Annotated in this window: 13 protein-coding genes; 2 read left to right on the plus strand and 11 right to left on the minus strand. The window is 59.9% G+C overall.

Features of this window, described 5'->3' with window-relative positions; genetic code table 11:
* Positions 1–3 precede the first annotated feature (3 nt).
* The 9 genes from HNO86_RS00270 to HNO86_RS00310 all read right to left on the minus strand — a co-directional run bounded on the left by HNO86_RS00270 (position 4) and on the right by HNO86_RS00310 (position 7,662).
* Positions 4–1,239, minus strand: coding sequence for a DNA circularization protein (locus HNO86_RS00270; RefSeq protein ID WP_175375036.1), 1,236 nt, complete (start codon positions 1,237–1,239; stop codon positions 4–6).
* Positions 1,226–2,857 carry a hypothetical protein gene (locus HNO86_RS00275; RefSeq protein WP_175375037.1) on the minus strand — a complete coding sequence of 544 codons (1,632 nt, stop codon included), beginning with the start codon at positions 2,855–2,857 and terminating at the stop codon, positions 1,226–1,228. Before HNO86_RS00275 ends, HNO86_RS00270 begins: the two co-directional genes overlap by 14 nt.
* A 130-nt stretch (positions 2,858–2,987) precedes the next feature.
* A complete protein-coding gene (locus HNO86_RS00280) occupies positions 2,988–3,284 on the minus strand; it encodes a phage tail assembly protein (protein WP_175375038.1) in 297 nt (98 codons plus the stop codon).
* The gene (locus HNO86_RS00285) at positions 3,281–3,628 is read right to left on the minus strand and encodes a phage tail tube protein (RefSeq protein ID WP_175375039.1); all 348 of its coding nucleotides are present in this window, start codon (positions 3,626–3,628) and stop codon (positions 3,281–3,283) included. The genes HNO86_RS00280 and HNO86_RS00285 overlap by 4 nt, the downstream gene beginning before the upstream one ends.
* Before the next feature lie 67 nt (positions 3,629–3,695).
* Complete coding sequence (locus HNO86_RS00290; protein ID WP_175375040.1) at positions 3,696–5,192, minus strand: phage tail sheath subtilisin-like domain-containing protein; 1,497 nt, start codon at positions 5,190–5,192, stop codon at positions 3,696–3,698.
* Entirely contained in the window at positions 5,192–5,374 is a 183-nt protein-coding gene (locus HNO86_RS00295; RefSeq protein ID WP_003198311.1) for a DUF2635 domain-containing protein, read from the minus strand. The genes HNO86_RS00290 and HNO86_RS00295 overlap by 1 nt, the downstream gene beginning before the upstream one ends.
* Positions 5,371–5,955 carry a hypothetical protein gene (locus HNO86_RS00300; RefSeq protein ID WP_175375041.1) on the minus strand — a complete coding sequence of 195 codons (585 nt, stop codon included), beginning with the start codon at positions 5,953–5,955 and terminating at the stop codon, positions 5,371–5,373. Before HNO86_RS00300 ends, HNO86_RS00295 begins: the two co-directional genes overlap by 4 nt.
* 131 nt (positions 5,956–6,086) lie before the next feature.
* Entirely contained in the window at positions 6,087–6,434 is a 348-nt protein-coding gene (locus HNO86_RS00305) for a phage holin family protein (RefSeq protein WP_175375042.1), read from the minus strand.
* 493 nt (positions 6,435–6,927) lie between these two features.
* Complete coding sequence (locus HNO86_RS00310) at positions 6,928–7,662, minus strand: XRE family transcriptional regulator (protein ID WP_175375280.1); 735 nt, start codon at positions 7,660–7,662, stop codon at positions 6,928–6,930.
* Positions 7,663–7,872: 210 nt separating this feature from the next.
* Between HNO86_RS00310 and mutS the strand changes: the two genes are divergently transcribed.
* Positions 7,873–10,452 carry a DNA mismatch repair protein MutS gene (mutS, locus tag HNO86_RS00315; protein ID WP_175375043.1) on the plus strand — a complete coding sequence of 860 codons (2,580 nt, stop codon included), beginning with the start codon at positions 7,873–7,875 and terminating at the stop codon, positions 10,450–10,452.
* Positions 10,453–10,593: 141 nt separating this feature from the next.
* Entirely contained in the window at positions 10,594–10,917 is a 324-nt protein-coding gene (gene fdxA / locus HNO86_RS00320; RefSeq protein WP_150769711.1) for a ferredoxin FdxA, read from the plus strand.
* Between the two features lie 623 nt (positions 10,918–11,540).
* On the opposite strand, the gene rpoS is transcribed toward fdxA, so the two are convergent.
* Both rpoS and HNO86_RS00330 read right to left on the minus strand, forming a co-directional pair.
* A complete protein-coding gene (gene rpoS, locus HNO86_RS00325; RefSeq protein ID WP_110966678.1) occupies positions 11,541–12,548 on the minus strand; it encodes an RNA polymerase sigma factor RpoS in 1,008 nt (335 codons plus the stop codon).
* A 104-nt stretch (positions 12,549–12,652) separates the two neighbouring features.
* Entirely contained in the window at positions 12,653–13,510 is an 858-nt protein-coding gene (locus HNO86_RS00330; protein WP_175375044.1) for a peptidoglycan DD-metalloendopeptidase family protein, read from the minus strand.
* Positions 13,511–13,706 lie beyond the last annotated feature (196 nt).

Genomic DNA, 13,706 nt, shown 5'->3' on the forward strand with positions numbered 1-13,706 from the left:
GGCTCACTCCCTTGAGACTCTCACATCGTTGGGTGAGAACACCGGATGGACGATGCCGTTGCGCTGAGTCACCTCCGTGACCCGGGTCGCATCGGCAAACTGCCGATAAGCCACCACCAGCGCCGGCAGGCTTTCCTGAAACGATTTGCTGACCAGCCGTACACCGGATGAAGCCACCGCCTTGAGGTGCGCAGCCAGCGCTTCCTTCACGTCGCTGATGGCCAGGTAGTGCGCCGGATCTGCCTTGTTCTGCGCCTGCAAGAGTGCGTCGTTCAATTGCTTTTGCAGGGCCTGCAGATCGTCGGTGACCGGGACTTCCTGGCGGGTGACTGGTTGATTTGCCTGCTGCGCCACGGTTGGTATCGACGGCAGCTTCACCGGCGGCGTCGCCACCGGCATCGAGGCGACCCATTGCGCGACTTTCACGATCAAGGTGTCCTGCACCAGGTTGGCCAACGCCTGCGCAGCAGCGGTCGTGTCCTTGCCGGTGGTGAGCTTCGGCGCATCTGCCTTGCGGATGGCTTCGATCTGTTGGGACACGTCGGCAATCACGCCACGGTAGCCCTCCTTCGCGAACGCCTTGAGCTCCTTGATATCACCCAGCAACCCCTTGAATTCCGCCGCCACTTCCTTGGGCAGTTCCTTGACCGCCTTCACCAGCTCAGTGATCCGCCTGTACTGCTCGATCAGCGGCTTAAGCTGCTCCTTGATCACGTCATAAACCCCGGTGAGGCTGTTGCGCAGATTGGTGATGCCGATCCGTGCGGCCTTGATCAGGATCATGGCCTGTTCGAAGCGTGCCACCGCCGAGCCGAGCAAGGTGTCTGCCTTGGCCAGCAGGATTTTTTGCGTGCTGACGGTGGCCGTCGGAAACGGCAGCGGCAGGTCGGGATAGAACTTCAGCGTGAACGTCACCAGCCCGCCATCCTGGCGGGTGTGAGTCATGTCGCATTCACCGACCTTGACCTGTAGACGCCCAAGCCACGGATGCACCAGCTCGCCACTGCCCTGCTCCAGCACCTTGAGCAATTTGTCGCGCTGCTCCAGGCAATCGGGGCCGACGATGAATGCCGTCAGGTCGTGGGTCCTGGCCTGTTGACCAAGGTCCTCGAAAAACGGCAGGTCGCGTTGCGGATACTCATGCAACTGACCTTTGCGGCCGACCGGGGTTTTCGCCTGGTCGACCCAAAAACCGACACCGCGAAAGGATGCCGGCACCAAACGGTCACGCCAGTCCATTGGAACCTCCCATCGACAGCGAGCGATAGCCGATGCGCGAAGACAACGCCAGGCCCGGCTGGTTGGTTTGCGGTTGATCGGTGCGCAGCCCCGCCGGCGCATTTTCGAAGCGCACGGTCAGGCCGCCTTCGAGTTGCGTGCGGTTGTTGGCGGCGCTTTGCTGGATCAGGGTACTGGAGGTTTGCGGCAGTGGACTGGACAATCCTGAAGTACCCGGGGAGGCGACAGTGCCGTTACCGGTGATCGTTGCGAAGAAGCCTGAAAAACTGCCACCCACCAAATCCTTTACCTGCCCGACGATGCTCTGCAGCTTGCTCCAGAACTCACCGAACCAGCCGAGGATCGGTTCCCAGACTTGCTTGATCGATTCCAGTGGAGACTGATTGAACAGCTCTCCGAACGAGGTCTTCATCGATTGTGCATTCGTGGTCAACGATGCCCACAAATCGGAAAAATACCCCTTGAGCTCGTCCCATTTCGCAATGGCGGCCTCCACGGGATTGCCGTCGAACAGGCTCTGAAAATCAACTTTCAGCGATTGCGCGCCAGCCCTGAGGACATCCCACAAAGCGGCAAACACGTCGCCAAGGGGTTGCCATGTGCTTTGCACCAAAGCGCTTGGGGATCGGGAGAAAATCGATTTCAACTGTTCCCATTGAATCGACACTCTTGCGGTCAGGCCGGCCAGCACCTCCGAAAACAGCCCTTGTATCGATTGCCAGGCGTCGGCCGCTTTCTGGCGCAGCGAAAGTCCGTCGAATGTCGCCTGAATCGCCGCCCATCCTGCGGAGGATGCCTGTGTGGTGGAATTCCAGAATCCGCGAATCCTTGTCGCTGCCGAATTCCACCCCGCCGCCATCGAATCCCAGATCTGCCGGGCACTGGCGCCCAGGTCGTCCCAGCCCTGTTTGACCGTATCGACCCCCGAATGGAATGAGCCGCTGATTGACGACCAGAGGCCACTGAAAAACCCGGAGATCGAGGACCAGTTATTAGTAATTAGCCGTGCGCCTATCACGATGATCGCCACTACCGCCGCTATGCCAGCAGCAATCGCGCCCAGTGGTGAAGTCAGAACTCCCAACACCCCCACCAATCCCAGTACGCCAACCGTGACTACCGTGAATGCCACCGCGGCAGCCGCCAGCCCCTCTGCGAGGAATGGAGCGTCCGCAATAAGCTGCGCTATCGAAGTGACGACTGGTGTGAGTGCCGTCACGATGCTATTGACTGCCGGCAACAGGGCCTCGCCGACCTTCAGGGAAATGTCATCCAGTGACTTGTTGAATTTCTCGAGATTGACCGACGTTTCGCCCTGAACAACTTTCGGTAGCTTCAGCCCCTGTTGAGTGGTGGACTTTTTCGCCAACTCATCCTGGGCTTCGATGGCCCTTTTGATGCCATCCTGAAACGGCTCGAGCAACCCACCACCGGAAATGAAACCGGAGACGTCCAGCGGCTCGAGGCCGTTGCCTTCCATGTCTTTCTTGAATGCCGCGACCTTGCCACGCAGCCCCTTCATCTCGGCCTCCATTTTCATGGCGCCCTTGAGCGTCACAAGCATTTCTTCCGTGAGGGAAAAGCACAGCGGGGTCGGGCAGGTTTTTTTCTTGGCCATCACTGCACCTGCTGCATCGCATTGATCCGTTGCGCGTGCTCCAGCGATTCGCGGAGCACATCCAGTGGCCTGGCCATCATCTGTTCAGGGTCAACCTTCCAGAACCAGGCCAGGTCATAGGCGACTGCGATCAGGTCGGTGATGGCTCCGACGCCGCACTCATGAAAAAACTCGCAACAGCCCAGCTAAGCGTGTTGAGGTCGACCAGATCCAGCTGGTTGACCGACGAAGGCGGAATGCCGGCGCACACGGCGATGTATTTGGCCGCCACATCCATGTCGAGGCTGACCTCTTCACTCTTGTCGATCTTGTACGGCAGCGCCTTGATCGCTCGCACTTCCTGCACCGTCGGACGGCGCAGGACGAGCTCGGTCAGGGGCTCGCCATGAGCTTCGATCGCAACTTGAAGCTTCACGGCGCCGCTCATTGCCAGGTCCCCTTGATGCCTTCGAACTTCAGTTCGATGGTGGCGTCGTCCGCCTTGGAAACCGGCTCTTCCACCAGATACGCACCGGCCAGCACATAGACTTTGCCGTTGCTGAATTCACAGGTGACCGTGATATCGGTGCCCTCGATCAGCTTCTTCAGCGGGAAGTCCGCGGTGTGCAGCGCCGTCACCTTGAACGACGGCGCGATGTCGGTTTCCTTGTAGAAACCGGGTACGACGGTTTCCCGTTTCACGGCCATCAGCGGTGCTTCGCAACCGCCGTTGATGGTCAGTTGGGCGCCGTCCACTTTGACGTAGCAGGTGCCTGCGATCAGTTGACCCATGGTGTTACTCCCTTCAAATAAAAAGCCCACGCAAGGTGGGCTGTAATCGAGCAGTCAGAGGCGGCGATCAGGCCACGTCGTCGTACTGCAGACGGAACTGGTTGAGCAGCGCGAATACGCGCAGACCGTTGATGTAATCCGGCGGGAACAAAACGTTCACGCGGCTAGGATCCTGCACGTCGCGCTCGACGATCAGGTGCTCGGCGAACAGCTCGGCGTTCTCCACATGGCCTTCCAGTTCGAGCTTGGCGTACTGGGCGATCAACTCGCCACGCAGGGTGCTCGGCGTGACGATCGGCTGGCCGGCACCGAAGCGGGTACCGTCGGAGGCCAGCTTGTGGCGACCGTACTTGCTGGTAATCACGCTCTGCAGGCGACGCACGATGTACGCCGACTGGTGCATGGTTTCGCTGTCCAGGTAGGAGTTGTCAGCCTGGCCGTAGGCGTTTTTCTGGTAGGTGGTGATCGAGCGCTGGATGCGCACGTAGCCGCCTTCGTAGTACGCCGTGGCGATGCCGTAGTTGAGTAGCGACTGACGCTCGGTCAGGGTGAAGCGCTCGCTGGCCGGTGCCGGATCGACACCCGGCAGGCTGCCGCTCTGGGTCGGACGGCTGGCATCGGCGGAGATGAACACCGATGTGCGCGCGGCCAGCGCCGCGGCCTGCACCCAGACCGGTTGCGGTACGCCCGGCTCCAGCGCCTGAATGGTCATGTGCTGGTCGTTGCGGGCCTGACCGGCCGCCACCAGGGTGCCGACGGTGCCACGCTTGGCGCTGTAGACGTGACCGAACAGTTGCTTGGCCCACGACCAGCGACCGGTGCTGTCATCCATCACAGCCTGCCAGGTGTTGAGTGTGCTCAGGTCGGACCACGGCAGGGCAATGAACTCGAAGGGCTCGTCGCCCAGCGCCGCGACCGCTTCCACCTGATCAGGCACACCGGCACCGCCGCCCATGACGGTGATCGCCGTGGTCAAGCCTGCAGGTGTTTCTTCGCCATTGCTCTTGCCCAGGCGGTTGAACTGCAGACTGATGTCATTGCCGCTGTCGCCGGTCCATTTGGCACTCAGGGTCACCACGCCGTCGACTGCAGCCGCGCTGACCGGCAGGTCGGCCGCAGCGTTGACCTTCAACGCCAGGGCGGTGGCCGCCTGTGCCGCGGTGGCGCCGTTGACGATTGCGGCCTGCACCCGAACGCCACCCACGTAAAGATTGAGTACGCCGGCCTGGGTCGCCGTGCCGGTCAGCGTCACCACGCCCTTGGCGACGCTACCTTCGACGTTATGCAGTGGCAGACACCAGATCTCGCCGACCGGATCTGCCTTGCGGAAGGTTTCGTACATGGAAGCCAGCATCGAACCCTGGCCGCCAATGCTTCGGGCCAGCGCCACGCTGGACACCAGCACCAGTTTGCCGACATCGGCCGGGGTTACGTTGTCGTTGACCTGGGCGACGATCAAACGACGCATGGTCGACGACGCGCTATTGGCCGCCGAATTGTCCATCTCGGCATAGAACAGCGGAACACGAATGTCCGCGGGGATATTGCTGAATCCGATCGCCATTACTTGGCTCCCTGTGGTTTGGCCGCTTTTACGGCTTTGGTGGTGATATCGCCATCGGCCAGACGTCGGCGCCACCAGGCGTTGTCAGGCACTTCACGGCCCTCGAGGGGCAACAGATCGCCCGCTTCCGGGTCCGGCACGGCGCGGCCCGGGGCCGGCAGTACGGTGATGCGTTTGCTCATGGGGTTACGTCTCCAGAGAAGGTCAATTCCAGGCGCCCGTCGGGGCCTGGACGTTGCAGATTGGGGTCCGCCGGATCGATCGCATCGACCCGGACGGTCATCCCGGTAAAGGACGACAAGGCGTCCAGTTCACGCTCGTGCCAGCTTTCGGCCGGATCGGTTGCCCGATTGCGGCCGAGCTGGAATTCGGCAAAAAAGCGCAGGCGATAAATCGCCCGGTTGGCGCCGGCGGACGCCAGCTCCCCACCCTCGTAAGCGATGGCGCTGTAAGGCTCGCCGGGCTTGAAACCCACCAGTGCCCGCCACAGTTCGGCGCGCAGGTCGTGCAATAGATCCAGCGCTTTTGTGCTGTCTGTGGTGTCGAGCACCAGGGCGATGTCAAAGCGGTCGCGAACGATTTGCCGCGTAACGTTTTGCGCAGGGTTTACGCTGCTGGTGTCGGCGGTCGGCACGACGAAAGCGCAAGGCAGTTGCAGCGACGTGTCGTCCTGCAACGGGGCAAGGTCGATCGCCACCGCCACGCGATTGCCGAAGGTTGGGCAGTGATCACGCAAGTGCGGGATCAATGAAGTGCTCTTCATGGTTTCACCGGTAATAAAAAACCCGCCGAAGCGGGTTTGAGTGAAAGATGCTGACCTTGGGAAACCCGCGCCCTTTTACCGGGGGCGGGTGCCAGACAGCAGCGATGTTTGCCGATCTGCTGGGCATGGCGTCAGCGATTCTGGTCGATGTCTCGGGACGGCACCTCACAGACACCAATGCGCTTCGCCGCCCAACGCTCGTAAAGCCCGATGGCCACGTCCGCCCCCGCCATCGCCGTCAGGCAACCAAATGCCCCCGCGACCCAGATCGACATCCCGGCGGCATACAGCAGCATGATCGCCGAGACCCCGCAGACCATGCAGGCGCCGGAGCGCAAGGCCAACCGTCTCAGTAACGACCAGCCGCGGGCGCCGTCCTTGTCGGCGCGCCACATTTCGCCGGATACCCCGCCCAGCAGGGCGAGAACGATGACGAGCCAGATCGGCATGTCCAGCAACGCTTGTTGCTCGTTTGTCATGTCACGCCTCCTGGTGTGATTGATGAGTGATGTGTATTGCGGATGGAAAAATATTCGGGGAGGTAGGCATTCCAAAAAGCCCGGCATGAACCGGGCTTTTCAGTAATGCGGTCCTTCGCGTCGACCTTTCGGCGCTACTGGCGCGGTACGGGTCTGTTCAGATTGTTCTTCCGACCGCGGCCCCTGCCCGCCGGATAACTGCTTTCGGTGCTTTACGCTGCACACCCGGGTCAGTTGCCAACCCTCTGAACCGTTGAGGCCGGTTCATCGCTGCCTTTTGGTGGAACTAAAGAGCTTCGTTTCGAGCCGCTTTGTGTAGCGGCTTGAGACAAAGAATATGCATTGATGCATATCCAGTCAATGCGCAAATGCATTTATTTATGCACAAGAAATGCACCAACGCATTGAACACCCCGCAGTCAAAGGCTTTGGCAGCTTTTTCAAGGCGAAAAAAAACCCGCCGGAGGGCGGGTTTTGTCGGAAGGTAATCGGGTTAGCGGGCGTACATGCCCCACCAGAAGACGTGGCCGAGGATCACGATTTGCTCTTCCTGCATTTCCTGGAAGCTGTAGTCCTCGTCCGGATGCTCATCGCGATTGAAGCTGCGCAGGCGAATGCCGGTGGGCAGGCGGTAGAGTTGTTTCACCCGCAATTGGCCGTTGTGGTTGATCGCATAAAGGTCGCCATCGACGATGTCGCCAATCCCGGATTTACCAGCGTTGACACCCACCGTGGCACCGTCGCGCAGTACCGGCAACATGCTGTTGCCGCGAACGGTCACGCATTTGGCCTGGTCGAACTGCACGCCATTATGGCGCAGGCTGCGCTTGCCGAAGCGCAGGCTTGCGCGCTCGCTCTCTTCGATGACGAATCTTCCTGATCCCGCGGCCAATTCCACCTCGCGAAGAAAGGGGACCGAGACCTCGTCGTCATCGACAGGGGTGTCGTCGTCCCACAGACTTATGTCCTTGAGTTCCGAATGTGATTGATCGCGCCCGCCAACGGCTGCCGACGCGACATCCGCGCGACCTCGCAACTGGTCGGTGCTCACCGAGAAATATTCGGCGATTTTCGAGATGTGTTTATCCGAAGGATCGACGATCTTCCCGCTGAGAATCCGCGAGAGAGTGGATTGAGGCACGCCGGTGCGACGGTGGAGCTCCGTGGGGGAGATCCCGTGCTGGTCGAGCAGTGCTCTTAGGACAGTAGAAACATTGCGTTTTTGCATAACGCGCATATTGCTCGTTCTTTTGGCAGAAGACAAATGCTCAATTGCATAAATGACGCATAAGCCGTGCAGGATGCTGCATAACAGAACCACGCAGCGTTCATGCCTGCGTCCTGCAGAGCGCCCATGTTAATCTTGCGCCCATTGCGGAAAAGTCGGGCCGATGCCCCATTTTTGCCCTACACCTCTGAGCGAGCTTTCCGATCACCGATGAATAAAGCCCTTACCGATCTGTCCTCCCACACGCCAATGATGCAGCAGTACTGGCGCCTGAAGAACCAGCACCCCGACCAGTTGATGTTCTACCGCATGGGTGACTTCTACGAGATCTTCTATGAGGACGCGAAGAAGGCCGCCAAGTTGCTCGACATCACCTTGACCGCCCGCGGGCAGTCGGCGGGTCAGGCGATTCCGATGTGCGGGATTCCTTACCATGCGGCCGAGGGTTACCTGGCCAAACTGGTGAAGCTCGGCGAGTCGGTGGTGATTTGCGAGCAGGTCGGCGACCCGGCCACCAGCAAGGGGCCGGTGGAGCGTCAGGTGGTGCGGATCATTACGCCGGGTACGGTGAGTGACGAGGCGCTGCTGGATGAGCGCCGCGACAACCTGATCGCTGCCGTTCTGGGTGATGAGCGCCTGTTCGGCCTGGCGGTGCTGGACATCACCAGCGGCAACTTCAGCGTGCTGGAAATCAAGGGTTGGGAAAACCTGCTGGCGGAACTCGAGCGGGTCAATCCGGTGGAACTGCTGATTCCGGATGACTGGCCGAAGGATCTGCCGGCGGAGAAACGTCGTGGCGTTCGTCGTCGCGCTCCATGGGATTTCGAGCGAGATTCGGCGCATAAGAGCCTGTGCCAGCAATTTTCCACTCAGGACCTGAAAGGGTTTGGCTGCGAGACCCTGACCCTGGCCATCGGTGCCGCCGGTTGCCTGCTGGCCTACGCCAAGGAAACCCAGCGCACTGCCCTACCCCATTTGCGCAGTCTGCGTCATGAGCGTCTGGACGATACCGTGGTGCTGGACGGCGCCAGCCGGCGCAACCTGGAACTGGACACCAACCTGGCCGGCGGTCGCGACAACACGCTGCAATCGGTGGTCGATCGCTGCCAGACCGCCATGGGCAGCCGCCTGCTGACCCGCTGGCTGAACCGTCCGCTGCGTGACCTGACTGTTTTGCTGGCTCGCCAGACATCGATTTCCTGCCTGCTCGACCGCTATCGCTTCGAACAGCTGCAACCGCAGTTGAAGGAAATCGGCGATATCGAGCGGATTCTGGCGCGGATCGGTCTGCGCAATGCTCGTCCGCGAGACCTTGCGCGCCTGCGCGACGCCCTCGGCGCGCTGCCTGAGCTGCAAGTGGCGATGACCGAACTGGAAGCCCCGCACTTGCAAAAGCTGGCGACCACCACCAGCACCTACCCGGAACTGGCGGCGCTGCTGGAAAAAGCCATCATCGACAACCCGCCCGCGGTGATCCGTGACGGCGGCGTGTTGAAGACCGGTTACGACAGCGAACTCGACGAGCTGCAATCGCTGAGCGAAAACGCCGGTCAGTTCCTGATCGACCTCGAAGCCCGGGAAAAAGCCCGTACCGGCCTGACGCACCTGAAGGTCGGCTACAACCGCATCCACGGTTACTTCATCGAGTTGCCGAGCAAGCAGGCCGAATCGGCGCCAGCGGACTATATCCGTCGCCAGACCCTCAAGGGTGCCGAGCGCTTCATCACCCCGGAACTCAAGGAGTTCGAAGACAAGGCGCTGTCGGCCAAGAGCCGTGCCCTGGCCCGGGAGAAGATGCTCTACGAAGCGCTGCTCGAAGACCTGATCGCCCAGTTGCCGCCGTTGCAGGATACCGCCGGCGCCCTCGCCGAACTGGATGTGCTGAGCAACCTGGCCGAGCGTGCGCTGAACCTGGACCTGAATTGCCCGCGCTTCGTCAGCGAACCGTGCATGCGCATCAGCCAGGGTCGTCACCCGGTGGTCGAGCAAGTGCTGACCACGCCGTTCGTGGCCAACGACCTGAGCCTGGATGACAACACCCGCATGCTGGTGATCACCGGTCCGAACATGGGCGGTAAATCCACCTACATGCGCCAGACCGCGCTGATCGTGCTGCTGGCCCATATCGGCAGCTTCGTACCGGCGGCCAGCTGCGAATTGTCACTGGTGGACCGGATCTTCACCCGGATCGGTTCCAGCGATGACCTGGCGGGCGGACGCTCGACCTTCATGGTGGAAATGAGTGAAACCGCCAACATCCTGCACAACGCCACCGAACGCAGCCTGGTGCTGATGGACGAAGTCGGGCGCGGCACCAGTACGTTCGACGGCTTGTCCCTGGCCTGGGCTGCGGCCGAGCGTCTGGCGCATTTGCGCGCGTACACGCTGTTCGCCACCCACTACTTCGAATTGACGGTGCTGCCCGAATCCCAGCCGCTGGTCGCCAACGTGCACCTCAATGCCACCGAGCACAACGAGCGCATCGTGTTCCTGCACCACGTGCTGCCGGGGCCTGCCAGCCAGAGTTATGGTCTGGCGGTGGCCCAGCTGGCCGGCGTGCCGAGCGAAGTGATCCTGCGTGCCCGCGAGCACTTGAGCCGCCTGGAGGACACCGCCCTGCCCCATGAAGCGCCCAAGCCTGCCAAGGGCAAACCGGCCGCGCCGCAGCAGAGCGATCTGTTCGCCAGCCTGCCGCATCCGGTGCTGGATGAGCTGGCCAAGCTCGATCTGGACGACATGACACCACGTCGTGCGCTCGAAATGCTCTATACACTAAAGACACGGATCTAACGCACAGGCTTGCAAGCTGTTAGAATCTCGCGCGGTTTGGGATGCTGCAGGCTTTAGCCTGGTCTGCAGACTATCGCTCCCGAACCTTGCGACCCCTACGTGAAGGGGCGCTGCAAGCCGCGCCTGAGGAGAAAATTAGAAATGACCTTCGTCGTCACCGACAACTGCATCAAGTGCAAGTACACCGACTGCGTAGAAGTGTGTCCGGTGGACTGCTTTTACGAAGGCCCGAATTTCCTGGTGATTCACCCGGATGAGTGCATCGACTGCGCACTGTGCGAACCTGAATGCCCTGCTGTGGCCATCTTCTCTGAAGATGAAGTCCCAGCCGGTATGGAAAACTTCCTTGCATTGAACCTGGAACTGGCTGAAGTCTGGCCAAACATCACCGAGCGCAAGGATCCTTTGCCCGACTCCGCGGAGTGGGATGGCAAGCCAGGCAAGATCGAACACCTCGAACGCTGATTACCCGCGCGTTCCCGAAAAAGGCCCCACAAGGGCCTTTTTACTTTTCTGCAGGCAAAAAAAGGGGCGGTATGACCCGCCCACTTTCTTTCCCTATTCCCTGTGTTTCCTTGTTCATCATCCTGATGAATCGCGTCCTGCGATGTCCTTTTCCCCTCAATCCTTGAAGGGCGTGTCTGTCCGTTGACACAACCCAGATACTAGGCTGATTCGCGCTGCGAGCAACCGCGCTTCTGGATTAATACTATCTGTCATATGCCCTTAATCTAAAAAATAGTTGTTATTTTTCAGCATGTTATAGAAATCCAGGCACTCCTTGGGTGGACTGCATCAGTGTAAAAATAACGAACACCTACGCTAAGAGTGAGCGAAGGCTTACAGCGGGACGCTGCAAAGAGCACCCCCACCCCTGTAGGAGCTGCCGAAGGCTGCGATCTTTTGATTCTGCCTTTGTGAAGATCAAAAGATCGCAGCCTCGTTTCACTCGACAGCTCCTACACAGGTGCAGGCCAGAAGGCTGCAATCGCGAGCAGGCTCGCTCCCACAAAGGCCCTGGCAGCTTTTACGAGGCAACAAAAAGCCCCGAACAGTCGGGGCTTTTTGTTGCCAGCTACACGAGCCTGTTATTGAAACAGCGACTCGCTCGACAGGCCGTTTTTCTCCAGGATCTCCCGAAGACGCTTCAGGCCTTCCACCTGAATCTGCCGTACCCGTTCCCGGGTCAGACCGATCTCAAGGCCTACGTCTTCCAGAGTGCTGCTCTCGTGACCGCGCAGGCCGAAGCGGCGGACAACCACCTCGCGCTGCTTGTCGGTCAGCTCGGACAGCCACTGATCGATGCTCTGGGACAGGTCGTCATCCTGCAGCAGTTCGCATGGATCGGTCGGGCGATCGTCGGTGAGGGTGTCCAGCAGGGTTTTATCCGAATCCGGACCCAGCGAGACGTCGACCGAAGAAACCCGCTCGTTCAGGCCGAGCATGCGCTTGACCTCTCCCACCGGTTTTTCCAGCAGGTTGGCGATTTCTTCGGGTGAGGGTTCATGGTCGAGTTTTTGCGTCAGCTCCCGTGCGGCCCGCAGGTACACGTTGAGCTCCTTGACCACATGGATCGGCAACCGGATGGTCCGGGTCTGATTCATGATCGCGCGCTCGATGGTCTGACGAATCCACCAGGTCGCGTAGGTCGAGAAGCGGAAGCCGCGTTCAGGGTCGAACTTCTCCACCGCCCGGATCAGGCCCAGGTTGCCCTCTTCGATCAGATCGAGCAGCGACAGACCACGATTGACGTAACGCCGGGCGATTTTCACCACCAGCCGCAGGTTACTTTCGATCATGCGTTTACGCCCGGCCGGATCGCCACTTTGCGACAGACGCGCAAAATGAACTTCTTCTTCGGGGGACAATAACGGGGAAAAGCCGATTTCATTGAGATACAGCTGCGTGGCATCGAGCGCCCGCGTGTAATCAATGTATTTGTGTTGCTTTAGCGAAGCGGAGTGTTTGGATTTGGCACGAACGGAAGGTGAAGCCGCCCCTTCATCATTCGACATCGAATCCGTATCGATGCCGGTCTCCATCAGGAGAACCTCATCGTCGATGTCAAACTCCGGCACTTCTTTACTGAGAGCCATTGTTATAGTCCTTTGGTGAGTTCGACCCCAAGCTCAAGCGGCGCCTTTATCCTTGGCAACGCTGGAGCCTGTCCCCTCTACGTGACGGAACAGGCTGGTAGCAATCAACGGCGTGGCAGGAATTGCAGCGGATCTACAGGTTTACCTTGGCGGCGAATCTCAAAATGCAGTTTCACCCGGTCTGTACCCGTTGACCCCATTTCGGCAATTGTCTGTCCGACCTTGACCTGCTGCCCCTCCCGAACCAACAGCCTGCGGTTATGTCCGTAGGCACTGACGTAGGTTTCGCTGTGTTTGATGATGACTAATTCGCCGTAGCCCCTTAAGCCACTCCCGGCGTATACGACTGTCCCATCAGACGCAGCTAAAACAGGCTGTCCCAAATCTCCGGCGATATCAATTCCTTTATTCAAACTACCGTTTGAAGAGAATTTTCCAATCAAAATGCCATTAGAAGGCCATCCCCAGCCGGTCGGGGCCGGGCCGGGAGGCGGCAAAGGCGCGGGTGCCGGCTTGTTGGCGACGGACGGTACAACCACCGGAGCGGCGGTAGTGGCACCGTCCACCGGACGGCGAATCACCGTGGTTTTACTCGAGGATGACGGCGTCGTATTGGTTGAACTGACCACCGTCGTCGGCGTTGAACCGGTGCGCCCATCGAAACGAATCGTCTGACCCGGATGGATCGTGTACGGCGCCGGAATGTTGTTGCGCGCCGCCAGGGCCTTGTAGTCCCAGCCGTAGCGGAAGGCGATGGAGAACAGGGTGTCTTTGGGTCGGACGACGTACTGTCCGGTGGTGACTGCCGGGCGCTGGGCGACGGCGTTGTTGCGGTCGACGACGCGAACGTCGCTGGATTTGTTGCTGGAACAACCGACCAGCAAGGTGCTCATGACAAGGCCAGTCACCAGGCGCTGAAAGCTCGTTTTACCCATACGCTGCGCAATGACTGTGAGACTCACCCGCCGCTCCCTTTGTGGTGGCTGAAAATTTGATTTGCCCATGTGTCGGCAAGAAATGTCGCAAGTATAACGGCCCGTGCAGGCTTTACCCTTAATGAAGCGAAATGGCTTCACGCACACGTTTGCCGTTACACAAAACAACCTGTTTAACCTATCGACGCCGGTGTAAGACAAAGGCCATCGAAGAGAATTCAGC

The sequence above is a fragment of the Pseudomonas sp. C1C7 genome, from assembly GCF_013359595.1.
Lineage (GTDB): Bacteria > Pseudomonadota > Gammaproteobacteria > Pseudomonadales > Pseudomonadaceae > Aquipseudomonas.